The following is a 22724-nucleotide window of genomic DNA, read 5'->3' as shown; positions in this document are numbered from 1 at the left end:
GTGACCGTGGCTCAGCGGCGGCGGGCGATCGCCAGGCCGGCCGCTCGCCCCGAGAAGATGCAGCCGCCCAGGAAGGTGCCCTCCAGCGCGTTGTACCCGTGCACGCCCCCGCCGCCGAAGCCGGCCACCTCCCCGGCGGCGTAGAGACCGGGGACCGGGGCGCCGTCGCCGTCGAGCACCCGGGAGTCCAGGTCGGTCTGCAGGCCGCCGAGCGTCTTGCGGGAGAGGATGTTGAGCCGCACGCCGATCAGCGGGCCGTGCGCCGGGTCGAGGATCCGGTGCGGCCTGGCGACCCGGGCGATCCGGTCGGTCAGCGAGCGGCGGGCGTTGTGGATCGCCATCACCTGGGCGTCCTTGCTGAACGGGTTGGCCAGTTCGCGGTCGCGGGCGACGATCTGCCGCTCGATCTCGGCGAGGTCGAGCTTCGGGCCGCGGGCGATCCCGTTCATGGCGGCGACCAGCTCGGGCAGGGTACGGGCGACGACGAAGTCCTCGCCGTGCTGCTTGAACCGCTCCACCGGGCCCGGGGCGCCCTTGGCCAGCCGGCTTCGCAGCGCGAACTTGAGGTCCCGGCCGGTCAGATCGGGGTTCTGTTCCGAACCGGAGAGCGCGAACTCCTTCTCGATGATCGACTGGGTCAGGACGAACCACGAGTAGTCGTGGCCGGTCGCCAGGATCTGCTTCATCGCGCCGATCGAGTCGGCGCCCGGCACACCGGACATCCCGGTCAGCCGGCGCCCCTCGGCGTCGAACCACATGGAGGACGGGCCGGGCAGGATCCGGATGGCGTGGTCCGGCCAGACCGGGTCCCAGTTGTGGACGCCCTCGGTGTAGGCCCACATCCGGTCCCGGTTGACCACCCGGCCGCCCGCCCGCTCGGTGATGGCCAGCATCCGGCCGTCGACGTGGGCGGGGACGCCGGAGATCAGGTGCCCGGGGGCGGGGCCGACCCGGTCGACGGGCCAGTTCGCCCGCATCAGCGCGTGGTTGTGCCCGATGCCGCCGGAGGTCACCACGACCGCCGCCGCCCGCTCCTCGAACGAACCGGCCTCCTCGCGCGAGGACTCGACCCCGCGTCCGGAGTCGTCCGGCGCCAGCACCGCACCCCGGACGCCGACCACCGCGCCGTCCTCGGTCAGCAACTCGTCCACCCGGTGCCGGAACGCGAACCGCACCAGCCCGCCCCGCTCCGCCCGCAGCACCGGACGGAGGAACGCCTCCACCACGCCGGGCCCGGTGCCCCAGGTGATGTGGAAGCGCGGCACCGAGTTGCCGTGCCCGGTGGCCGAACCGGCACCCCGCTCCGCCCACCCCACCAACGGCACCACCCGGTGGCCGAGTTCGCGCAGGTACCGGCGCTTGCCGTCGGCCGCCCAGGCCAGGTACGCCTCGGCCCAGCGCCGCCCCCAGCGGTCCTCGTCGTCCAGCCGGTCGAAGGCCGCCGAACCGAACCAGTCCTGCCGGGCCAGCTCCAGGGAGTCCCTGATCCCGACCCGGCGCTGCTCCGGGCTGTCCACGAAGAACAGGCCGCCGAGCGACCAGAACGCCTGGCCGCCCAGGTTCCGCCGGTTCTCCTGCTCGACCACCAGCACCCGCCGGCCGGCCTTCGCCAGCTCGTGCGTCGCCACCAGTCCGGCCAGTCCGGCTCCGACCACGATGACCTCGGGCTGGAACGGCATTCGGCTCTCCCTCGGGACGGTCACCGTCGCCCGGTCGCGACGGCTGCGCGCCCCCATGGTCGCGGCAGGGCGCGGGGACCGGCACTAGGCTTGTCAGATGGTGACAAAGAAGACTGTGCCACCAGTACAAAGCGAACCGGCGCAAAGCGAACCGGCACAGGCCGACCGGCACGCCGCCGTGGCGCGGATCCTGGCGGACGAGACCGGGATGGTCGACGCCTTCATGGCCGCCATCGCCCGGGAGATCCCCGCCTACGCCAACCTCGACGCCGGCCAGCTCGAGGAGGTCCGCTCCATCATCGTCTGGACGCTCCGCCGGGTCCTCGAACTCTGGGCCGTGGACGGCGCGTTGGGCGCCGAGGACATCCGGATGTTCCGCGGCGTCGGCGCGGCCAGGGCGCGCGACGCCCGTCCACTGGCAGCCGTGCTGCGGGCCTACCGGGTCGCCGCGCTGGCCTTCTTCGACCGGATCGGCGAACGCTTCGCCGACGTCGTCTCGGTCCGCGACCTCAGCGCGCTCGCCCGGGTCTGGCTGACGGTGCTCGACCAGTCCTCCGAGGCCATCTTCGACGGCTACGAGTCCACCGGGCGGATCCTCGGCGAGGACCGCGAGCGCTCCCTCCGGGGCCTGCTCACCGACCTGCTGCTCGGCCGGCAGAGCCACGCCGGCACCCTGCGCGCCCGGCTGCGCGAGCTCGACGCGGAACTGCCGTCCTCCTTCGACCTGATGGTGGTGTCCCCGGCGGCCGGCGCGGCCGAGGCGGCGGAGCGGGCGGCGGCCCTGGTGACCGCCGCCCTGGACGCCCGGGCCGCGGGAGAGGCTGCCGAGCTCGAACTCACCTCGCTGCACACCACCCTGGACGGCGTCGGAGTCGCCCTGGTCAAGGCGGTCGACGTGCCGCTGCTGGACCGCCTGGCGGCCGGGCACGACCTCACCGGCGCCCTGCTCACCGGCGTCACCGCCGCCACCGCGCCGCGCGCCCACCGGCTCGCCGTCCACGGCCTCCGGCACGCCTCGCCGCTGGTGTGGACCGAGCGCCGGGTGCTCGACTGTGGCGACCTGGAGGTGGTGGCCCTGGTCACCGGCCACCCGGACGCCGATCCGGTACTGGTGGCCGAAGCCGTGCTCGGCCACCTCGCCCAGGACGACGAAACCCGGCGGACCCTCGACGCGGTGATCTACTCCGACGGCGCTCCCGCCGCGGCCGCCCGCCTCCACGTCCACCCGCAGACCGTCCGCTACCGGATGCGCCGGCTGGCCGCCGCCACCGGCCGCGACCCGCGGACCCCGTGGAACCGCTTCGTCCTCCAGACCGCCCTGCTCGCCGGCGCTTCCCGGTAGTGGGTGTCCGGGAGCGTCCGGGATTGTCCGGGACGGTGCTCGACCGGTTGTCCTCCGTCCCGCCGGCTGCTGGGGTTCGGGGTGTTCCCGGCGCCAACCCCGGGGCGGAATCGACCCGTTGGAGGAGCACCATGCGATTCACCAGGACCAGGAAGCGCCTCGCCGCCGCCGCGATCGCCGCGGCGGCGATGGGCGTGATCGGGATCGGCACCGCGAGCTCGGCCCAGGCCGCCACGACCGCCGAGGGCAGCTGGGCGTTCGGTACCGGCGGCTGCAATGCGATCGAGAACGTCGCGCTGGGCAGCGACTACCACGACTACATGGACATCGTCCCGACCGCCAACCCCGGCCACTGCCTGTTCGGTGTCTTCGACCGGAACGCCTGGAAGTGGTTGGGAGCCGCCGGCGCGACCCCCAGCAGCAACCCGTCACCGTGGTACTACGACGGACCGGGCCAGAGCCTGGAGGCGTGCCTGATCGACACGGCCAACAACAACACCTGGGCGTGCGGTCCGATCAACTGAGCCAGGTGCGGTGAGCCGGGTGGGAGCGGCCCTTGCGAGTCCGCTCCCGCTGCTCAGCCCCAGCCGGACGCGGCCCCGGAGAGCTGCTCCCGCCCGCCCCTGCGGGTCACTCCGTCAGGGAGTCGAGCAGGGCCCGGGCCTCGTCCGCCTCGGGGATGTCCAGCGAGGTGTGGATCTCGACGGCCTGTTCGGCGTGCTTCCGGGCGGTGCCGGGTTCTCCCAGGCGCTGGTGGGTGCGCGCCAGCCCGAAGTGGATGCGGCCGAGGTTGTACCGCTCACCGGTGTGCGGTAGGTACTCCATCGCGGCCCGGTAGTGCCGGAGGGCGCTCACCGGAGCGTCCATGGCCAGCAGGGCTTCGCCGAGCAGGGTGTGCGACTCGGCTTGACCGAAGGTGTCACCGAGGTCCCGGTGCAGGTCCAGCGCCTCCTGGTACAGGTCGAGGGCCTCCGGATGGCGTCGCAGCCTCTGCTGGTGCTCGCCGAACTGGTTGAGCGCTATGGCCTGGCCGAGGCGGTTGCCGCTGCGCCGGTGGAAGTCCAGCGCCGCACGGTGGTGCTCCAGGGCCTCCTGCAGCCGTCCGAGTCTGGTCAGCGTGGGTCCCAGGTTGATCAGGGCGATCGCCTCGACCGCCGGATCGGGGATGTCCCGGCTGAGCCACAGCGCCCGCCGGTGGTGGTCGAGGGCCTCCTCCAGGCGCCCCATCCGGGTCAGGGTGAGGCCCAGGTTGGCCAGGACGTGGGCCTCACCGTTGCGGTTGCCGGTCCGCTGCTGGAGCTCCAGGGCCTGGTGGAGGAGGTCGAGCGCCTGGCGGAAGTCGCCGAGCTGGTACCGGACCAGCCCGAGCTGCCGTAGCGCGGCCGCCTCACCGGCCTCATCGCCGAGCCGCCGAGTGGCCTGCACGGCGCGGACACCCAGCCCGAGTGCCTCCTGGGCGGGCAGGTGGCGCTTGAGGTGGCGCCAGAGGATCGCCGGCAGGTCCGCCGCGTACTCGGGCAGGCCGGCGTCGGTGGCGTGGCGGATGAGCGCCAGCAGGTTGGCCCGCTCCCCGGTCAGCCAGTCCGCCGCGTCCGCCCCGTCGGCGAACACCAGCGGGGCACCACCGGGCGCGGGCGGCTGCGGTCGGTGATGCCGTTCCAGCGGGGCCAGCAGGTCCATCGCCGAGGCGGCGGTGTGCCGGTAGTGGTCGAACAGCCGGATGAGCGCGGCTCGTTGGAGGGGTTCGGGTTCCTCCCGGGCGAGCAGTTCACCGGCGAAGGCGCGCAGCAGGTCGTGGAAGGTGTACCGGAAGGCCGTCCGTTCGACCAGCAGGTGGTGGTTGTGCAGCGACTCCAGCAGTTCCTCGGCCACGTCCAGCGGCGCGTCGACCAGGGCGGCGAGGGCGTGCGGCGTGACGTCCTCGCCCGGTTGCAGCGAGGCCAGCCGGAACGCGCGCTGCTGGGCGGGGGTGAGGGAGCGAAGGGAATCCACGAAGGCCGCCGCGACGCCCCGGTCGTGGTCGGAGAGCTCGGTCAATAACCTCTGCGGACGCCGGATCCGCTGAAGCAGCTCGACGGGCGTCCAGACGGGATGGTGGGCCAGTCTGGCAGCGGCGATCCGCAGCGCCAGCGGCAGTCTTCCGCACAGTGCGACGATCTCGTCCACGGTGCCGGCATGACCCGCGACCCGGTCCGGGCCGGCGATCCGGGCGAACAGCTCCACCGCCTCGTCATGGCTCAGCACGTCCAGGGGCACGCTGACCGCCCCGTCCAGTGCGGGCATCCGCCGCCGGGACGTCACCAGCACCAGGCAGCGCGGGCCGCCGGGGATCAACGGGCGGACCTGCTCGGCGTCGACGGCGTTGTCCAGCACGATCAGGTACCGCCTGCCCGCCGCCCGGCTGCGCCACAACTCGGCGCGCTCCTCGGTGCGCGACGGCAGCGCGGTCTCACTGACACCGACCGCCCGGAGCAGGCTCGCCAGGGCCGCGCCCGGTTCGAGCGGGCGCTGGTCCGGAGTGAAACCGCGCAGGTCCACGAACAGCTGCCCGTCGGGGAACCGGCCGGCGAGGGTGTGCCCGACGTGGACGGCCAGGGCGGTCTTGCCGACACCGGCCATGCCGTCGATGGCCGAGATCACCAGCGGACCGGACCGGGCACCGCCCGGTCCGGCGGCGAGGGCCAGCAGCCGGTCCACCTCGCCGCGCCGTCCGGTGAAGTCCGGGACGGCGTACGGCAGCAGCCGGGGCACCACGTGTTCGACCGGCTCCCGGCCGGGCTGCGGCTCCGACTCCCCGCGTGCCGCGGAGAGCAGCCGGTCGCGGTCGGCCGGGTCCAGCCCCAGCGCGGTGGCCAGCCGCGCCACCGACGACAGGCGGGGTTGTCGCCGCCCCGACTCCAGCACGCTGATCGCGTGCGTCGAGATGCCTGACCGTTCCGCGAGCTCCTCCTGCGTCCATCCGGTCGAGTACCGGTACCGTCGCAGCAGCGTTCCGAAATCCCCCAGCACGATCGCCTCCGATGGATGGTCAGCCACGGGGACGACGACGGCAGGAACGGCCCGGCGCCCGAAACGCTTCCCCCGTCGGTGACTCCTGGCCTGCGGCCCTGACGGGCCCCTGACAACAGATCATCATAGAACGCCAAGCGAACGCCATGGAGTGACCGGCCGGCGTTGGTCAGGATGGTCCCCGGCACGCACGCCGCGATCGGCCGGTCGAGCCGATCACTCAAGGGGGTTCAGATGACCGAGCGAGACCTGGACGGGGATGCGGACCGGTTACCGGAACGGGCTACGGCGACCGTGCCCGATCCGGGCGGAGCGACCACGGCGCAGGAGTTCGTACGCCGGCTCCGGGCGTTCAAGGCGTGGTCCGGCAACCCGTCGCTGCGCGAACTCGAGCGCCGCACCGGCCTTCCGCGCAGCACCCTCTGGGGGGACCTGAGCCCTCAGCGGAACTGCCTCCCGCCCCTGGAACGGGTGTTGGCGCTCGCCACCGCCTTCGGCGCGCCCACCGAGGAGCTCGCGCGCTGGCAGTCCGCCTGGCAGCGCATCCAGATGCGGCAGCAGTCGGCCGAGCGAGCGGCGCCAGCCGCGCAGGCCGCCGTCGAGCCACCGGCGCCGGTCTCGTGCGCCGCCGTCGAGCCGCCTGCACCCGACGGGGCACCGCGGGCACTCCGGGCACCGGCTCGGACCGGACGCCACCGATTCGCCCGTCGGCGCCTCCTGTGGCCCGTACTGGTGCTCGGCGGCCTGCTCGCCGCCCTGCTGGCCCTGCCCCGGACCGCCGCCCGGGTCACCGGCGGGAGGGCCGCCGCAGCCGCACCGGTGCTCGCGCACGGTACGGCCGCCGCGGGTCGGCGCTCCCGCCGGTCCCCGGCACTCGGCACCGTCACTGCCGCGGCCCTCGTGACCCGGTTCCTGAACGGGCTCCGCGCGTGACCGTCAGGACCGGTACCCGACCGGCCGGGAGCCGGCGCTGCGGCGCAGCAGCCCGTCGACGGGGCCGGCGCGGGGTCGTCGATCATGCTCGCGGTCTCGCTCTCGGGGTCGGTCCGGTTACCGGGCGGGTTCGACTCGGCGGCAGCCGGCCCGCTCCCGACCGGACCCACCAGGGTCCGCGGCCCGCGCGGGTGTCCGACGGGCGAAGCCGGGTAGGCGTCGGATAGCCACCTACTCCGGGAGGCCGCCATGGACCTCGCGTTCCTCACTCCGTTGCTCGACCGGCCCGGTCCCTGGGCCTCGCTGTACCTGGACACCTCTCGCGCCACCGAGGACGCCGCCCCGCGCCGCGCCCTGATCGACCGGGCCGCCGTTCACCGGCTCGCCGGGCTCGGCGTCGACGAGGGCACCTGCGACGCCGTCCGCGACCACCTGGCCGGCGAACCGGCCGCCGCCTCGCCCCCGGGGCGGGCGCTGTTCGCCGCCGACGGCGAGGTCGCGCTGGACGTCCCGCTGATGGAATCGCCGCCGGACGTCGGCGCCACCTGGGCGCCGCTGCCGCACACCGCGCCGCTGCTCGGCCTGCTGGACGACGCCGCGCCGCGCTGTCTGGTGGTGGCCGTCGACCGCACCGGCGCCACGCTGGAGCAGCGCGAGCTCGGCCGCGCCGCGCCGCTCGGCACCGTGGAGGGCCGGCAGTGGCAGGGCCGCGGTCACCGCGCCCCGCCCGCCGACCGGTACGAATGGCACTACCGCCACCGCGTCGAGGACGCCTGGGAGCGCACCGCCACGATCATCGCCGACCAGCTGGCCCGGATCTGGCCCGCCAGCGGCGCCGGCCTGCTGGTGCTCACCGGTGACGCCCGCGAGCGCCGGGCGGTCCGCGAGCAGCTGCCCCGGCAGCTGCGGCCGGACACCGTCGAGGTCGACGGCGGCGGCCGGGCCGACGGCACCGACCGGGACGTCTTCGACCGTAGGATCGCCCAGGCCTGGGAGGAGCACCAGCAGCGGCACCTGAGCACCGTGCTGGACGCCTTCCGCACCGGCGTCGGCCGCCCCGGCGAACACGCCACCGACGCCGCCGGTACCGAGACCGCACCCGGCGCCGCCGCCCAGGGCGTGCCCGCCGTGGTGAGCGCCGCCCGGCAGCACCAGCTCGCCGCCCTGCTCATCCAGTCGGGCGGGCACGATCCGGAGCGCCCGGTGTGGACCGGCCCGGAGCCGGAGCACATCGGCGTCCAGCGGGCCGAGCTGCGCGCCATGGGCGTGTCCGAACCGTGGCAGGCCCCGGCCGCCGACGCCCTGCTGCGCAGCGCCGCGGCGGTCGGTGCCGAGGCCCTGCTGGTGCCCGAGGCCGTGGACGGTCCGCCGGGCGGGCTGGGAGCCGTGCTGCGCTGGAGTGCCTGAGCCGGACGATCGGGCGGAAGATATCACCGTTCGTATACATGTTCCAGGGAGCGGAGGAGAATCGACGACACGGGGCGGGGAGTCCGACGAGGAGGCCGTCCATGAAGAGCCTTGAACGCCGCTACGCGGTGACCCTGCCCGGGCCGATCGGCGGGCACGCCCCGCCGGCCGTCATCGTGGTGCACGCCACCGAGCGGCTGGGGCCTGGCGGCGGGCCCGTCTGGGAGAACGCGGACGGGGACTTCCGGGTGGAGATCACCGGCGAGGTGGCCACCGTCCTGGCCGCTCCGCTCGGCTCCCCACGGCACCCGTGCCTGCACGCCGTGCCACTGCCCGACCGGGCCGTGCCACTACCCGACCGCGCCGCGCCCCTGCGCTGACGGCGAACACGATCACTGATCGGCCGTGCCCGGGGCCGACGGCGACGTGTGGTGCTGACTCGTTCCCGCCGGCAGGCTCCGCTCGGCAGGCCGACCAGCAGTGCGACGACCTGATCAGCGGGCTGCGCGGCGGGCGCAGGCCCGTTCCCCCGGCGGCCGCTCAGCGGAGGCGACCGGGGGAACGGCCGGGCCGGCGCATGCGCAGGGCCAGTGCGGGGCACTGGTTCACGGCCCGGCGGGCGTCGTGTTCCTGCCAGGGGGCGACCGGGACGGTGGTCGACGCGGGATAGCCGTGCGGGCCGAGCCGGACCAGGCCGGGAGCCAGCACGCCGCACAGTCCGTGCCCGGTGCAGCGGGACCAGTCCACCTCCAGGCGGGCGCCCTCGGCAGGAGGCAGCGGCAGCACGTCGAGGACCGGCCGGCCGCAGCCCGGGCCGCCGAGGTGGGCCTCGACGTCCCGGGCGAACACGTCGAGCGCGCTCAGCACGAAGCGGGCCGTGCCGTCCGGGTGCGAACAGGCGCCGCCGCCCTGCGCGCCGCCCAGGGCCTGCCGGACGTCCTCCAGGGCGGTCGGCCCGCCGGTGCCCGCGGCCAGCGCACCGAGCGCCTCGGCGGCGTCGGGCAGCCCGCGCCGGCACGGCCCGCACTGCCCGGCCGACTCACCCGCCAGCCAGGCCGCGACCCGGGCGACCTCGCCGAGCGGGCACGTGGCGGGCGGGAGCGCGACGATCGCGCCGGCGCCGAGGGTGCCGCCGAGCTCGGCCAGGCCCGTGCGCGAGAGCGGTGCGCCGACGGCGTCCGCCGGGTCCAGCCAGGCGCCGTGGTAGCCGCCCACCAGCACGCCGTCGCCCGGCCGCAGCCGGCACGCGTCCAGGACGTCTCCCAGCGCCGTGCCGAAGGGGGCCTCGACCACCAGGGGGCCCGTGCCGGGACGGTTGACCGTCAGCAGCAGCGTGCCCGGTTCCGCGTCGGTGCCGACGGCGGCGTACGGTCCGGGGCCGAGCCGGGCGGCCACGGCGAGCTGCGCCCAGGTCTCGGCGTTGGACAGCAGGGTCGGACGCCGCCGGACGCCGCCCGTTCCGCCCTCTGCCGCGCGGGACTTCACCGCGGCGGGGTGCACCGGAAGACCGTTGACCCCGCGGATCAGTGCGCTGGACTCGCCGGAGACGAAGCGCTCGGGCACGCACACGGTCCGGGCCGGGCAGGGCAGTTCGCGCTCGTCGAGGGCGGCCGGGACGGAGGCCTCGCCGGGACTGCCGGCGGCGACGCCTATGACGATCTCCTCGGCCCCGAAGGCGGCCGCCGCGAGGACGGCACCGTCGAGCACGAGGTGCGGGGCGCGGGCGAGCAGCATCCTGTCCTTGGCACTCGGGGGCTCGCCCTCCGAGCCGTTCACCACGATGACCGGGGCCGCCCCGCTGCGGGCGGCGGCGGTCACCGCGGCCCGGGCCTTGCGGGCGAACGGGAACCCGGCGCCCCCGCGGCCGCGCAGGTCCACGCGCTCGGCCAGGTCCAGCAGGTCGTCGCGGCCGAGCCGGGGGAGCGGGGGGTGGACCCGGACGTGGGCGGCGAGGTCCAGGCGCTGGAAGCGGTCCAGGCCGGCGGTCAGCCGGGCCGGTCCCAGAGGGCGCACCTGCGGCAGCTCGGGCCGGGGACTCACAGGCCACCGCCGGGCTGGAACAGCCCCGGGCGCCGGGGTGCGGCCGGGGCGGCGTGCCGCAGTCGCCGCGGCACCGGCACCGTGCCGGTGCGGGTCGGCGCGTCCGTCCTCGGCGGGAGCGGTGCGCCGGCCGGCTGGGCCTTCGAGCGGCGCCGGTGCACGGTGACGGTCCGGCGGTGCCCCACCCAGGAGAGGCTCCGTACCAACAGGGCGAGCGCGACCACGGCCGCGCACAGACCGTAGCCCCACAGCACCCAGGCGTGCGCCGGGCGCCCGGCGGTCAGGCCGTGGACCAGCGCGACCGGCCAGCAGGCGTACGCGCCCGAGTGCAGCACCCGCCAGAGCCAGGCGTGCCGGCTGCCCGCGAACCGTCCGCGGAACGCGCCCGTCGCCGCGACCAGGACGAGCAGGTCGGCCGCCACGGTTCCCAGGCCCACCGCGACGGCGGTGCCGCCGGTGAAGGGCAGGACCGCGCTCCGCGGGTCGGCGTGGTGCTCGGCGACCTTGACCGCGATGTGGACGGCCAGGAACCCGAGCGCCGCGACGGCGGTCGCCCGGTGCACCGACTGGACGGCCACCCGCAGCCGCGGCGTCAGGACCAGTCGGTCGGTGGCGGCCAGCCCGGACACGACCGCCGCGGTCAGCGAGAGCAGGGTGAAGACCCCGGCGAAGTAGTCCAGGAAGGCGACGACGTGGCGGGCCAGGGCCGATGCGCCATCGACCGCGGTGGCGGCGAGAAGGACCGACGCGGGCATCTGGGCACCTGCTTCCGTGGGTTCGGGCCGGCGGCGGGGCGTGGACCGGCGGCGCTGCCGGCCCGGCCGGAGCGCCTCGAAACCCCGTCGGGGGGTGCACCCGGCCGTGCGGCCGGCGACACCGCTGGTCCGCCCATTCTTAGCGGCGCCGAACCGGCGGTGAAGGCCCCCGAATACGACGCGGGGCAGTAGGAGGGCCTCCGGACGGGGCGTTTCCGCGAAGCCCGGAAGCGGGCCCGTACCTACGGTCGGACGTAGTTGCTACTGTGAGTGACGTAACGGGGCTCACGCACCGGGCGCCGCGGACGGCGGCGAGCCGGTCGACCGGTCGGCCGGTGCCCTCGTCGGCGGGCCGGAGGCTGCGGAGAGCACCCGACCGATGACGGCGCGCCGCTGCGAGCCGATCCGTCCCCCGCTGGACGTGGCCCCTTCGTGCCGGAGCGAGACCATAGGTGTTATGGCGAGGGACACGGGCCCAGATCCCCGGGATCCGGGCCGGACGAGCGGTCATGGCGGGCGACGGCACCCACACCCGGTGCCGGGCGGCCCTCCGGTGCGGCGGCTGCGGTCGGTGCTGAACATCCGCAGTGTCGCGGGGCAGATGTTCCTGCTCCAGGTGCTGATCGTGCTGCTGCTCGTGGTGGCGGCGGTCCTCGCGCTACTGATCGAGTCCCGCAGCGACCGGTTCGCGGCGGCGCGCGACCGTTCGCTCGCCGCGGCCGAGTCGTTCGCCCACGGCCCCGGTCTGGTGGCGACGATGCAGGGACCCAACCCCAGCGCGGTGCTGCAGCCGCTGACCGAGGCGGCCCGCAAGGGCGCCCAGGTCGACTTCATCGTGGTGACCGACCGCAACGGCATCCGCTACACCCACCCCGAGCCGCAGCAGATCGGCAAGAAGTTCGTCGGCACCATCGGACCGTCGCTGCAGGGGCGGATCACCGTCGAGCGGGTGCACGGTCCGCTCGGCCTGGAGTACCAGGTGGTGGTCCCGGTGGAGGACACCCACGGCGGGGTCGTCGGCATCGTGTCCGCCGGGATGAAGGTCGCCAACGTCAGCAGCGCGATCGACCGCCAGCTGCCGGTCGTCCTGGGCGCCGGCGCCGTCGGGCTGGGCCTGGCCACGGCCGGGACGGCGCTGGTGGGCAGGCGTCTCCTGCGGCAGACCCACGGGCTGGGACCGGAGGAGATGACCAGGATGTACGAGCACCACGACGCGGTGCTGCACGCGGTGCGCGAGGGCGTGGTCATCGTCGGCGGCGACGGGCGGGTGCTGCTCGCCAACGACGAGGCGCGCCGGCTCCTGGAGCTTCCCCCCGAACCCGAGGGCCGCGCCGTCGCCGACCTCGGCCTCCAGCCCCGCGCGACCGAGCTGTTGCTGTCCGACAGCGCGGTCACCGACGAGGTGCTGCCCGTGGGTGACCGGCTGCTGGCCGTCAACAACCGTCCCACCGGCAGCGGGGGAGGGCCTCCGGGCAGCGTCACCACCCTGCGCGACTCCACCGAGCTGCGCGCCCTGGCGGGGAAGGCCGAGACCGCCCGCGGCCGGCTCAGGCTGCTCTACGACGCGAGCACGGCCATCGGCAGCACCCTGGACGTCCGGCGCACCGCCGAGGAGCTCGCCAGCACGGCCTGCCGGGAGTTCTGCGACTACGCCACCGTCGACCTCGCCGGAGAGGTCCTGCACGGCGAGGAGCCGCAGACCCCGACGGCCGGTGCCGAGGTGAGGCTGGTGCGGGTGGCGCTCGCGGGCATCCGGCACGATTCGCCGCTGTACCCCCAGGGCACGCTGGTCCGGTGGGCGGGGAGCACGCCGCAGGCGGCCGGGTTCGTCAGCGGGCGGTCCACGCTGGTCCCCGAGCTGGCGACCGACGTCGGGTGGCGCAGGCAGGACGCCGAGCGGACGCAGGCGGTGCTGGACTTCGGCCTGGCGTCGCTGATCGCCGTCCCGCTGACGGCGCGGGGCGTGCTGATGGGTGTCGCCTGCTTCTACCGCGGCCGGGACCGGGGCCCGTTCGAGGACGACGAGCTGTCCCTGGCCGAGGAGCTGGCCGCCCGGGCCGCCGTGTCCATCGACAACGCCCGCCGCTACACCCGCGAGCACACGATGGCCATCACCCTCCAGCACAGCCTGTTGCCGCGCGCGCTGCCCGAGCAGAGCGCCCTCGACGTCGCGTACCGCTACCTGCCGGCCCAGGCAGGGGTCGGCGGCGACTGGTTCGACGTCATCCCCCTGCCGGGCGCCCGGGTCGCGCTCGTCGTCGGCGACGTGGTCGGCCACGGCGTGCACGCGGCCGCGACCATGGGCCGGCTGCGCACCGCCGTCCAGAACTTCTCCTCCCTCGACCTGCCGCCGGACGAATTGCTCGGGCACCTGGACGAACTGGTCGCCCACCTGGACCAGGAGACGGCGGCGGCCGGGGGCGAGCTCACCATCACCGGCGCCACCTGCCTCTACGCGATCTACGACCCCAGCACCGCCACCTGTGCGCTGGCCCGGGCCGGCCATCCGCCGCCCGCCCTCGTCCACCCGGACGGCACGGCCGAACTCCTCGACCTTCCCAACGGTCCGCCGCTCGGCCTGGGCGGGATGCCCTTCGAAGCCGTGCAGGTGCGGCTGTCACCGGGGAGCGGCCTGGTCCTCTACACCGACGGCCTGGTCGAGGACCGGACCCGCGACATCGGCGCCGGCCTGGAGGCCCTCATGACCGTCCTGAGCCGCTCCGGCCGGTCGCCGCGATCGCCCCAGGAGATCTGCGAGGACGTGCTCGACGCCCTGCTGCCCGCCCGCCAGACCGACGACATCGCCCTCCTCGTCGCCCGCACCCGGGTGCTGGGGCCGGACCGGACCGCCGAGTGGGAGGTGGAGCCGACTCCCGAGGCCGTGGCCGGCGTCCGCGCCGTGGCCATCCGCCGGATCGCCGATTGGGGACTCGACGAGGCCGCCTTCGTCACCGAACTGGTGCTCAGCGAACTGGTGACCAATGCCATCCGCTACGGCGCCGCACCGATCCGGGTTCGGCTCCTCTACGACCGCACGCTGATCTGCGAGGTCTCCGACGGCAGCAGCACCGCCCCGCACCTGCGCTACGCGGTCGAGGAGGACGAGGGCGGCCGCGGCCTCTTCCTCGTCGCCCAGCTCACCGAACGCTGGGGCGTCCGCTACACCCCCGGTGGCAAGATCATCTGGGCCGAACAGCCGGTGTGAGGCGGCCGTGCCCGGGGCGGCTCCGGTGATGGTGGTGCCGGAGCCCGGCCCCGGCGGCACCGGGCGCCTCGGGGTCGGTGCCCGGGTCAGGGACGATCCGGGGTCGTCGGGCGCAGGTTGACGATCACCTTGCCGGGGAAGTCCTGCCGCTCGGTGGCGAGGTCCATGACCAGGCGCGGGAAGTCGTCCAGGTCGATCCGCCGGGAGGTGAGCTTCTCCAGGGGGAAGGCGTCCGGGTGTCGGGCGCGCAGGCGGAAGCCCTCCTCGTAGTCCTCCCGGTGGCAGCCGTAGGCGCCCGCGACGGCGATCCGCCTTCCCCGGTGGTCGACCCGCTGGATCAGTTCCCGGCGGCGGATGGTGTCGATGTCGGCCTGGCCGGCCGGGAAGGTGTCGCCCTTGCGGGTGCCGCCGTAGACCAGCAGCACGGCGCCGTCGGCGGCCAGATCGGCGGCGGTCTCCAGGAGTTCGGTGGTGGCGACGGTGGGGGCCACGATCACGACGTCGAACCGGCCCTGGTGCCGCTCCGCCCCGGCCTCGGTCAACGGGTGGTTCTCGTCGTCGGCGAGCAGGCCCTGCTCCCGGGCGAAGGCACGGCGCGGCTCGCCGCGGTTGAAGACGGCGACCGACGCGCCCAGGTGCCGGGCGTACAGGGCGAAGGTGAGTCCGGCGCAGCCGGCGCCGATGACGGCCACCCGGCGGCCCCGGAGGTCGGCCAGGTCGGTGAGTTCGAGGAGCTTGCGGAGCGCGTGCACGATGCAGGCGAAGGGCTCGGGCATCCAGATGTCGTCCCGGATGTCCGCCTCGGGGACCCGCACCACGGCCTGGTCGAGCTGCGCCCCGGTGCCGTGGACGAAGACGTACTCGGCGAAGCCGGTGGTGCGGGTGGGAGTGATGTTGGGGTTGAGGGTGACGAGTTCGCCCTCGTGGAAGCCGGTGCGGGTGCCGGCGAAGGCCACGGTGCCGACGAGTTCGTGGCCGAAGAGCGGGCCGCGGTCCTCGGGGATGTCGCGCGAGCCGAGGATCTCCTTGGCGTCGGCGCGGCAGATGCCCAGGTGGTCGGGCTTGATCAGGACGGTGTCGGCGCCGAGCGCGTCGTGCGGGAAGGGGTGGGTGCCGAGGCTCACCACGCCGTCCCGCAGCGTGGTCGTGAGGTAGGTGGCGGGGAGGTTCGGCACTTTCGGCTCCTCAGCGGGTGCGGGGCAGGTGGGTTCGGGCGCGTGCGATGTCGAGGGCGAGGCGGGCGAGGTCGCCGTCGCGGTAGTCGTTCTCCAGGACCAGCGCCTCGGGCGTGAACCCGTGGGCGGTGAGGGCGGCGAGGGCCTCCCGGACCGGGCCGTCCCCGTCGCCGAGGAGGTCCCGGGCGACGACGCCGTCGGTGCCGTCCTTGAGGTGGATCTGGGGGGCGATCCAGGGGTGGGTCGCCTCGATCAGGGCGACCGCGTCGACGCCGGCCACCCGTGGGTTGTAGGTGTCCAGCAGCAGCCGGAACGGGGCTGCCGCCACCTGCTCGACCAGGAGGCGGGCGCACCGCGGGTCCAGGTCGTTCTCGTTGGCCAGCAGCAGTCCGCGGGCCTGCGCCTCGGCCGCCGCCCAGGCCAGCACGGCGGCGGTCCGCTCGAGGGCCGGCCGGTCGGTGATGGCGCTGCGGCGGAAGCTGGGGACGAAGGCCAGTGGGGCGCCGAGGGCGTGGGCGGTGTCGAGCACCCGGATCAGGACGCGGCGGGCGCGCAGCGCGTCCTGGCTGCCCGGCGGCGCGTGCAGGCCGATGTCGTTGAGGGTGTTGCCCGCGACGGCGAGCGGTCGCAGCCGGTGCCGGGCGCAGTCGTCCCGGATCCGGTCGACGGTGCCCGCCGCGTCGAGCCAGGGCCCCCGGCCGGGGCCGCCGAGGTCGAGCTGGAGGCCGCCGACGCCCGCCCGGTGGGTCAGTTCGACGGCGTCGAAGTGGTCCCCGGGCAGCCGCCAGCCGGCCAGTCCGATGAGGGGGCCGGACGTCACGAGGCCGTTCCGGAGGGGATCCGGCGGCTCTGGGACACCGGCAGCCGCTCGCTCACCGGGTACCAGGCGCCCGCGCCGTCGACCACCAGGTGGGCGCCGTGCAGTCCGGCTCCGGCGGTCGCCGCGAGTTCCCGGGCCAGCGGGGCGAAGCTCGCCGGGCGCATGTAGGTGCCGTAGTCGAAGTCCGCCGGGCGCCTGCGCCGGATCCCGGGGGTGTCGACCATGCCGGCCGGCAGGGCCTGGACGATGCACAGGGCCTCGGTGCCGGGCAGCTCGGGGGTCTCCTCCTGGGCGACGGAGTCCAGCAGGGCGGCGGCGCCGGCCTTGGTGGCGGCGTAGCCGGAGCGTCCGGGCCCGGCGTTGTAGACCACCTCGGAGGAGACGCCGAGGAAGACACCGGGGGCGTCGGGGCGGCGCAGGGCCGGGATGGTCCAGGAGAGGGTCAGCCAGAGGCCGTGGAGGTTGACGTCGAGCTGGCGGCGCCACTCCGCCTCGGTGCACTCCCGGAAGAGGGTGCGCCGGTCGCCGTAGTGGACCGCCGAGTAGCAGACCGCGTGCAGCGGTTCGGCGGCGGCGAGCGAGAGGTTCTCGGCGACCCGGTCGGTGTCCGTGAGGTCGGTGGCCGCCCAGCGCAGCCGTTCGGCGCCGGGCCCGGTCGGCTGGGAGCGGCTGAGCACCGTGACGTCGAGCCCCTCTTCGGCCCAGGCGTCCGCGATGCCGCGGCCGATGCCGGTGGACCCGCCGACCACCAGGGCGCGGCGGCGGCTTGACTCGGTCATGGAGACTCCAGGGGTTCGGGCGGCGCGGGGGCGAAGCGCACCGCGAGTTTGACGAGTCGGCTCCCGGCGACGGTCCGGCCGGGGCCGGTCGACAGGTCGGTCATGATCCGGGCGGCTTCCGACGGCCCGACCACGTGGGTGACCAGGTCGCGGTAGGTGTCCGGGTACCGGCACAACTCGGCCGCCGCCTCGGCGAGGTGGTGGTTGCCCACGCCGCGGTGGCCGGTCAGCCGGACGCGTCGGCCGTCGGTGGTGTCCGCCGTGGTGAAGGCGTACGGGACGGGCTGCCCGGCGCAGTTGGCGGCCCGGACGGCGGATAGGTCGACGCCGGGCAGCAGCGGGTCGGCGGCGCCCGGCGGGAGGCCGCCGAACAGGTCGACGGTCAGCTCGCCGCCGCCGAGCCGCAGGGCGGCGGCGAGCGCGTCCGGGGTGCCGTCACGCGGGGTCGCGAGCAGGGCCGCGACCGGTTCCGGGCCGAGTGGCGGAACGCTTCCGAGCGTCGACTCGACGCCGGAGACGGCTCGTCGGGCGCTCCAGGCCAGTCCGGCGGGGGTGTGGTGGACGAGCAGGACGCGCACGCCGTCGCCGAGCCGGTGCCGGGCGGCCCGGACGGCGAGCTGCCCGATCGTCCCCTCGCCGTACACCACCAGGGTGCGGGGGCGGGAGGTGGCCAGCAGGGCGAGCGCGTACCGGACGGCGGCCAGCGGCTCGATCAGGGCGCCGAGCACGGCGTCGGGTTCCCGCTCCAGCGGGACGACCAGGCCGTCCCGGACGGCCGTGGCGGGGACGAGGGTGCGTTCCTGCAGCAGGCCGTCGACGTTGTGGCCGAGCAGGAAGGACGGGTCCGACGCGTGGGTCGGGTTGACCACCACCGGGGTGCCCGGGCGGCGCAGGGCGTCGGGGACGCCCGGCCCGGCGGCGACCACCCGGGCGATGCCCTCGTGGCCGATCACCGGCGCCGGGTCGTCGCGCAGCCCGCGCAGCATCTGGATGTCCGTGCCGCACAGGCCGGCGACCTGGGTGGCCACCAGCAGTTCGCCGGGAGCGGGCTGCGGGGTGGGGCGCAGGCGCAGCCGTACGCCGCCGGGTTCCCGGACCAGGGCTCGGTGGGTGGGGATGCCTGCTGCGGTGGTCGGGTCGGCCGTGCTCGTGCGGGCCGTGCTCATGCCGGCCCCCCGGCGCTGGCCGCGATTCCGGCGCCGGCCAGGCTGTCGGCCTCCCCGGGGCCGGTGACGGTGATCCGCTGCTCCAGCCAGTCGGGGCTGCGCTCGCTGGTCAGGTAGAGGCCCTGCCGGGTGAGGTGTCCCATCAGGGCGCGCCGGTAGTGGTGGCCGAGGCCGTGGACGACGCCGCCGGTCAGCACCACCTCGTCCAGTTCGGGGTCGAGGCAGAGCGCGGTGCGCAGGACGGCCGCGACGGGGGCGGTGACCGCGTCGAGCAGCTCACCGGCGAGGTCGTCCGAGGCGTCCAGGGCGCGGCGCAGCGCGGTCTCGAAGCCGGTGCCGTCGGCCGTCGGCCGGCCGAGCCCGGAGACCGCCCAGCGGGCCGGTTCCCGCCCGGCGAGGGCGTCCGCCATCCGGGCGATGCCCGGGCCGGAGGCGTAGGCGGCCAGGTGGCCGGGCTTGCCGCAGTCGCAGTCCAGCTCGATCGGCCGTCCGGCGAGCTCGGCGTGGACCGGCAGGTGGCCGATCTCGCCCTGGAGTCCGCAGCCGTCGACCGGGATCCGGCGTTGCCGCTGGTCGATGACCCGGCAGGCGATGCCCGAGCTGATGGTGGCCAGCAGGACCTTGCGGTGGCGGCTGCGGTCGGTGGCCGCGGCGGCGTGCAGCAGTGCGGCGGTGACGTCGTTGACGATGTGCCACCGGACGTCGCTCCGCCGGGCGGTGAGCGCCGCCCGCAGGTCGTAGGGCTCGCTGTGCTCGCCCCACAGCGGGGCGGAGGCGTAGACGAGGCCGGTGCGGTGGTCGAGGGCGGCGCCGAAGGAGATGCCGACGACGGGCTCCGGGGTCCGCGGTACGGCCTCGCACAGCTCCCGGACCATCATGTCCTGGAGCTCGGCGACGGTGGCGGCGGGGAAGCGCTTGAAACTGGGGGAGGGGCGCGAGCTGCGGTCCCGTAACTGCCCCCGGCGCAGCCAGGTCGCCCGGCGGACGTGGGTTCCGCCGACGTCGAAGACGGTGATGGCCGTGACCGATCCGCCACTCATGCCGTCGCGCCCACGAGTTCGGCGCGCGCTCCCGCCGTCCAGGCGCCGATGAACTCCAGGGCCCGGCCGAGCTCATCCGGGGTGAGGTCGTCGGCGAAGACGACGGAGCCGATGCCCCGGGTGAGCGGGACGCGCTGCAGGCCGTCGCGGTGCTTGACCGCGTCGGAGAGCGCCTCCTCCAGCAGCTCCTGGGTGAAGATCGGGTGGGCGATGGGGAGTTGGAAGCCCTGGAGCAGCCTGAGGGCCCGGTCGGTGTCCGGCTCGGCGAGGTGTCCGCGCAGGTGGGCGAGGGCGAGGCAGATGGCCATGTCGACGGCGACGGCCTCGCCGTGCAGCAGCGGCGGGTCGGCGCGCAGTTCCAGGGAGGGGCTGAAGGTGTGGCCGTAGTCGACGGAACGTTCCAGCACCTGCTCCCAGAGGTTGGGCTCCAGCTCGTCGAGCATGCCGGAGATCGCCCGGGAGAGCACCTCGCTGACCGCGGAGCCGCAGCCGCCCAGGGTGTCGGGGGTGATGGCGCCGACGGTCGCCTCCAGCAGGTCGAACAGGACGGCGTCCTTGACCAGTGCCATCTTGATGATCTCGGCGATGCCGTTGGCGACGTGCCGGGGGTCGATGGTGCGCAGGAAGTGCGGGTCGATCAGGGCGGTTTCGGGTGCGAAGTAGGCGCCCAGGCGGTTCTTGTGGTGGCCGTGGTTGACCCCGGTCTTCACGCCGATCCCGGCGTCGATCTGGCCGACCAGCGTGGTGGGGACGCGGACGTAGGGCACGCCGCGGCGGTACATGCTCGCCGCGAAGCCGACGATGTCCAGGACCACGCCGCCGCCGACGGCGACGACCTTCTCGGTGCGGCGCAGGATGCCCATCCGGGACATCGCCTCGGTGACGTGGACGGCCTGCTCCAGGGACTTGGCGCCCTCGTCGCCCTGGACGACGAGCCAGGTCGCGTCGATCCGCCACTGGTCGAAGTACTGGGTGAAGCGGTCGCGGTAGAGCGTGTCGACGACGGAGTCGATCGCCAGCAGGCAGCGGACGGGGCGGCCGTGGCCGCCGCCGCAGGCGCGGGCGAGGGTGGGGTTGTCGAGGTCCAGCAGCCCGCGCACCATGCTGACGCTGTAGGCGACGGGTTGTTCGGCCCGGACGTTCCAGTGCAGCCCGGGCGGCTTGGGGAGATCGGCGACCGGGTTGAGGCCGGTCGGGCGGGGGAGTGTGGTTCCAGACATGACGAAACCTCCGTGAGCGGAACTCGAGCGGGGGAGTGGGGCGGTGGGAGCGAGTCGACCGGTCCGCCTGTCGGCATCGAACGCTAGTGCGTCATCTGCATGCATCGCAATGTGACAGCAGTCACAATAGATGTATTCAAATGCATATTTCTTCCCCGTTGCCTGACTCGGTCCGACATTGCGGCGGTGTGCCGGTGGTGTGAACCGATACAAAGCGGCCCCGGTTGCGGGCAGGAGCCTGCGGCCGGGGCCGTCGGGGGAAGCGGGGTGCTCAGTCCATCGGCACCGCGGGCGCGTACCGCAGCCGGGCGACCAGCGAGGCGGTGGAGTCGGTCAGGGCGGCGGTGTCCAGGGCCTCCGCCAGGGCCTTGCGCAGGGTCTGCTCCGCCATCCCCGCCAGCTGCCGGCCGGCCTCGGTGACCCGCACGTCCACCCCGCGCTTGTCGTCGACGGCGCTGCGCCGCACCACCCACTCGGCGTCCTCGAGACGGGCGACCATCCGGCTGACCGCGGGCTGGTTGGCGCCGAGTGTCTTGACCAGGTCCGACATCCGCAGCGTGCCGTCCCGTCGTTCGGTCAGCGAGAGCAGGAGCAGCAGCTCGTTCATGGAGACCCCGTGGCTGCGGGTCAGCCGCCGGCCCGCGGTCGCGTTGACCTGCTCCATCAGTCGGGTGAGTTGTCGCCAGATGGCGATCTCGTCCCGCCCGCTCCCCGGTCCCCATGTCTCCATTGACGCGGCCCCTTACTGAGTTCTTCGAAACGTTCCCTTGCCCGTCCGCCACCGTTGCCCAGCGTAACTCCTTGCGGCAGTTGACCACTCCGGCGCGTTCGTCCATTATCTACATGCAATCGCATACATCTTCCTCGAAACTGGCTCCCTACGAAAGGCTTGGGTCGCCATGCCACTGCCCCTTCTGGCCCTGATGCTCGGGGTGTTCTGCGTGGGCACCGCCGAGGTCGTCATCGCGGGGATCCTGCCCGAGATGTCGGCCGACCTGGCCGTGTCCATCCCGACCGCCGGTCTGCTGGTCACCGGCTACGCGCTGGGGGTGACCATCGGAGGCCCGATCATCACCCTGCTGACCACCAAATGGTCCCGCAAGGGGCTGCTGCTCACCCTGATGGGCGTCTTCATCGTGGGCAACGTCATCGCCGTGCTCGCCCCCAACTACCCGACCCTGATGGCCGCGCGCGTCTTCACCTCGCTCAGCCACGGCACCTTCGCGGCCGTCGCCTGGCACGTCGCCGCGCTGATGTCCCCGCCGGACAAGCAGGCCACCGCCATGGCCAAGATCGCGCTCGGCTTCAACTTCGCCAACGTGCTCGGCTCCCCGATCGGCACCTTCATCGGACAGCACTTCGGCTGGCGCGCCACCTTCGGCTACGTCACGGCCTTCGCCGTGCTGTGCCTGCTCCTCATCGTCAAGTTCGTGCCCGGCGCGCTGTCCACCGAGAGCGACGAGGGCGGGGAGGGCGGCCTCTCGCTGCGCGAACAGATGAAGGTGTTCCGCAAGGGAAGCCTGCAACTCTCCATGCTGATCACCGTGCTGGCCCAGGGCGCCGTCTTCACCACCTCCACCTACCTGGCACCGCTGCTGCGTGACATCGGCCACTTCGCGCCCGCGATGGTCGGCATCCTGCTCATCGTCTTCGGCATCGGCTCGGTCCTCGGCAACATCCTGGGCGGCAAGGCCGCCGACGCCAACGTGATGCGTGGGGTGCTGCGCGCCCAGAGCGCCCTGCTGATCGCGCTGCTGGTGTTCTGGTTCGCCGCGCCCCACCAGGTCCCCGCCGCGATCGCGCTGTTCCTGTTCGGTGCCGCGGGCTTCTCCATCATCCCGGCGCTGCAGGCGCGGATCCTCTCGGTGGCCGCCGCCGCGCCGGCCCTCGCGCTCTCGGCCAACGTGTCCGCCTTCAACCTGGGCAACGGGCTCGGCGCCTGGCTCGGCGGGGCGACCATCGACCTCGGCTACGACGTCCGGGCCGTCACCCTGACCGCCGCCATCGCCACCGCGATCGCCCTGGTCCTCACGGTGGCGATGTGGGCCCGTGGCCGCCGCGAGCTGCCGGAGCCGGCCGCCGCCGCGGCGCTCGACGACGCGAACACCGCCGACGCCGCGCTCGCCCGGAAGTCGTAGCCCGGACCCCGCCTTC

18 protein-coding genes are annotated in these 22724 nt (G+C 74.5%); 7 read left to right on the top strand and 11 right to left on the bottom strand.

Going from position 1 to position 22724, the window contains the following annotated elements; all coding sequences use genetic code 11:
* Positions 1-11: 11 nt before the first annotated feature.
* Positions 12-1679 (bottom strand): FAD-binding dehydrogenase, encoded by a 1668-nt coding sequence (locus ACWCYO_RS19955; protein WP_449784948.1) that lies wholly within the window; start codon positions 1677-1679, stop codon positions 12-14.
* Between the two features lie 178 nt (positions 1680-1857).
* On the opposite strand from ACWCYO_RS19955, the gene ACWCYO_RS19950 reads away from it, so the two are divergent.
* Entirely contained in the window at positions 1858-3021 is a 1164-nt protein-coding gene (locus ACWCYO_RS19950) for a helix-turn-helix domain-containing protein (RefSeq protein ID WP_449784947.1), read from the top strand.
* Between the two features lie 131 nt (positions 3022-3152).
* Positions 3153-3545: a hypothetical protein gene (locus tag ACWCYO_RS19945; protein WP_270149757.1), complete on the top strand. Its 393-nt coding sequence runs from the start codon at positions 3153-3155 to the stop codon at positions 3543-3545.
* A 106-nt stretch (positions 3546-3651) separates the two neighbouring features.
* Here the strand turns inward: ACWCYO_RS19945 and ACWCYO_RS19940 are convergent, their stop codons facing one another.
* Entirely contained in the window at positions 3652-6057 is a 2406-nt protein-coding gene (locus tag ACWCYO_RS19940) for a helix-turn-helix domain-containing protein (protein WP_449784946.1), read from the bottom strand.
* Positions 6058-6264: 207 nt separating this feature from the next.
* Between ACWCYO_RS19940 and ACWCYO_RS19935 the strand changes: the two genes are divergently transcribed.
* From ACWCYO_RS19935 to ACWCYO_RS19925, 3 genes are all read left to right on the top strand, one after another.
* Positions 6265-6963 carry a helix-turn-helix domain-containing protein gene (locus ACWCYO_RS19935; protein WP_449784945.1) on the top strand — a complete coding sequence of 233 codons (699 nt, stop codon included), beginning with the start codon at positions 6265-6267 and terminating at the stop codon, positions 6961-6963.
* Between the two features lie 249 nt (positions 6964-7212).
* A complete protein-coding gene (locus ACWCYO_RS19930) occupies positions 7213-8370 on the top strand; it encodes a baeRF2 domain-containing protein (protein ID WP_449784944.1) in 1158 nt (385 codons plus the stop codon).
* A 101-nt stretch (positions 8371-8471) separates the two neighbouring features.
* A complete protein-coding gene (locus ACWCYO_RS19925) occupies positions 8472-8750 on the top strand; it encodes a DUF6296 family protein (protein WP_270149765.1) in 279 nt (92 codons plus the stop codon).
* Between the two features lie 160 nt (positions 8751-8910).
* Here the strand turns inward: ACWCYO_RS19925 and ACWCYO_RS19920 are convergent, their stop codons facing one another.
* Together ACWCYO_RS19920 and ACWCYO_RS19915 are read right to left on the bottom strand one after the other, a co-directional pair.
* Positions 8911-10383 (bottom strand): NADH-quinone oxidoreductase subunit NuoF family protein, encoded by a 1473-nt coding sequence (locus ACWCYO_RS19920; protein ID WP_270149767.1) that lies wholly within the window; start codon positions 10381-10383, stop codon positions 8911-8913.
* Between the two features lie 23 nt (positions 10384-10406).
* Positions 10407-11165: a hypothetical protein gene (locus ACWCYO_RS19915; protein WP_270149768.1), complete on the bottom strand. Its 759-nt coding sequence runs from the start codon at positions 11163-11165 to the stop codon at positions 10407-10409.
* A gap of 601 nt (positions 11166-11766) precedes the next feature.
* Here ACWCYO_RS19915 and ACWCYO_RS19910 point away from each other — a divergent pair.
* On the top strand, positions 11767-14370 hold the full coding sequence (locus tag ACWCYO_RS19910; protein ID WP_449784964.1) for a SpoIIE family protein phosphatase: 2604 nt from the start codon (positions 11767-11769) through the stop codon (positions 14368-14370).
* Between the two features lie 86 nt (positions 14371-14456).
* Here the strand turns inward: ACWCYO_RS19910 and ACWCYO_RS19905 are convergent, their stop codons facing one another.
* The 7 genes from ACWCYO_RS19905 to ACWCYO_RS19875 form a co-directional block, all read right to left on the bottom strand.
* A complete protein-coding gene (locus ACWCYO_RS19905) occupies positions 14457-15545 on the bottom strand; it encodes an alcohol dehydrogenase catalytic domain-containing protein (protein ID WP_449784943.1) in 1089 nt (362 codons plus the stop codon).
* Between the two features lie 10 nt (positions 15546-15555).
* Positions 15556-16365, bottom strand: a complete 810-nt coding sequence (locus ACWCYO_RS19900; RefSeq protein ID WP_270149770.1) for a sugar phosphate isomerase/epimerase family protein — start codon at positions 16363-16365, stop codon at positions 15556-15558.
* Positions 16362-17144: an SDR family NAD(P)-dependent oxidoreductase gene (locus ACWCYO_RS19895; protein ID WP_449784942.1), complete on the bottom strand. Its 783-nt coding sequence runs from the start codon at positions 17142-17144 to the stop codon at positions 16362-16364. Before ACWCYO_RS19895 ends, ACWCYO_RS19900 begins: the two co-directional genes overlap by 4 nt.
* Positions 17141-18310, bottom strand: a complete 1170-nt coding sequence (locus tag ACWCYO_RS19890; RefSeq protein WP_270149772.1) for an alcohol dehydrogenase catalytic domain-containing protein — start codon at positions 18308-18310, stop codon at positions 17141-17143. The genes ACWCYO_RS19895 and ACWCYO_RS19890 overlap by 4 nt, the downstream gene beginning before the upstream one ends.
* On the bottom strand, positions 18307-19350 hold the full coding sequence (locus ACWCYO_RS19885; protein WP_449784941.1) for an ROK family protein: 1044 nt from the start codon (positions 19348-19350) through the stop codon (positions 18307-18309). The genes ACWCYO_RS19890 and ACWCYO_RS19885 overlap by 4 nt, the downstream gene beginning before the upstream one ends.
* Positions 19347-20570: a sedoheptulose 7-phosphate cyclase gene (locus ACWCYO_RS19880; RefSeq protein ID WP_449784940.1), complete on the bottom strand. Its 1224-nt coding sequence runs from the start codon at positions 20568-20570 to the stop codon at positions 19347-19349. The genes ACWCYO_RS19885 and ACWCYO_RS19880 overlap by 4 nt, the downstream gene beginning before the upstream one ends.
* A gap of 271 nt (positions 20571-20841) precedes the next feature.
* Positions 20842-21300, bottom strand: a complete 459-nt coding sequence (locus tag ACWCYO_RS19875; protein WP_270149775.1) for a MarR family winged helix-turn-helix transcriptional regulator — start codon at positions 21298-21300, stop codon at positions 20842-20844.
* Positions 21301-21469: 169 nt separating this feature from the next.
* On the opposite strand from ACWCYO_RS19875, the gene ACWCYO_RS19870 reads away from it, so the two are divergent.
* On the top strand, positions 21470-22708 hold the full coding sequence (locus tag ACWCYO_RS19870) for an MFS transporter (RefSeq protein ID WP_449784939.1): 1239 nt from the start codon (positions 21470-21472) through the stop codon (positions 22706-22708).
* Positions 22709-22724 lie beyond the last annotated feature (16 nt).

This window comes from Kitasatospora sp. NPDC001683, from assembly GCF_053596495.1.
This window is presented reverse-complemented; position numbering and strand designations above follow the sequence as displayed.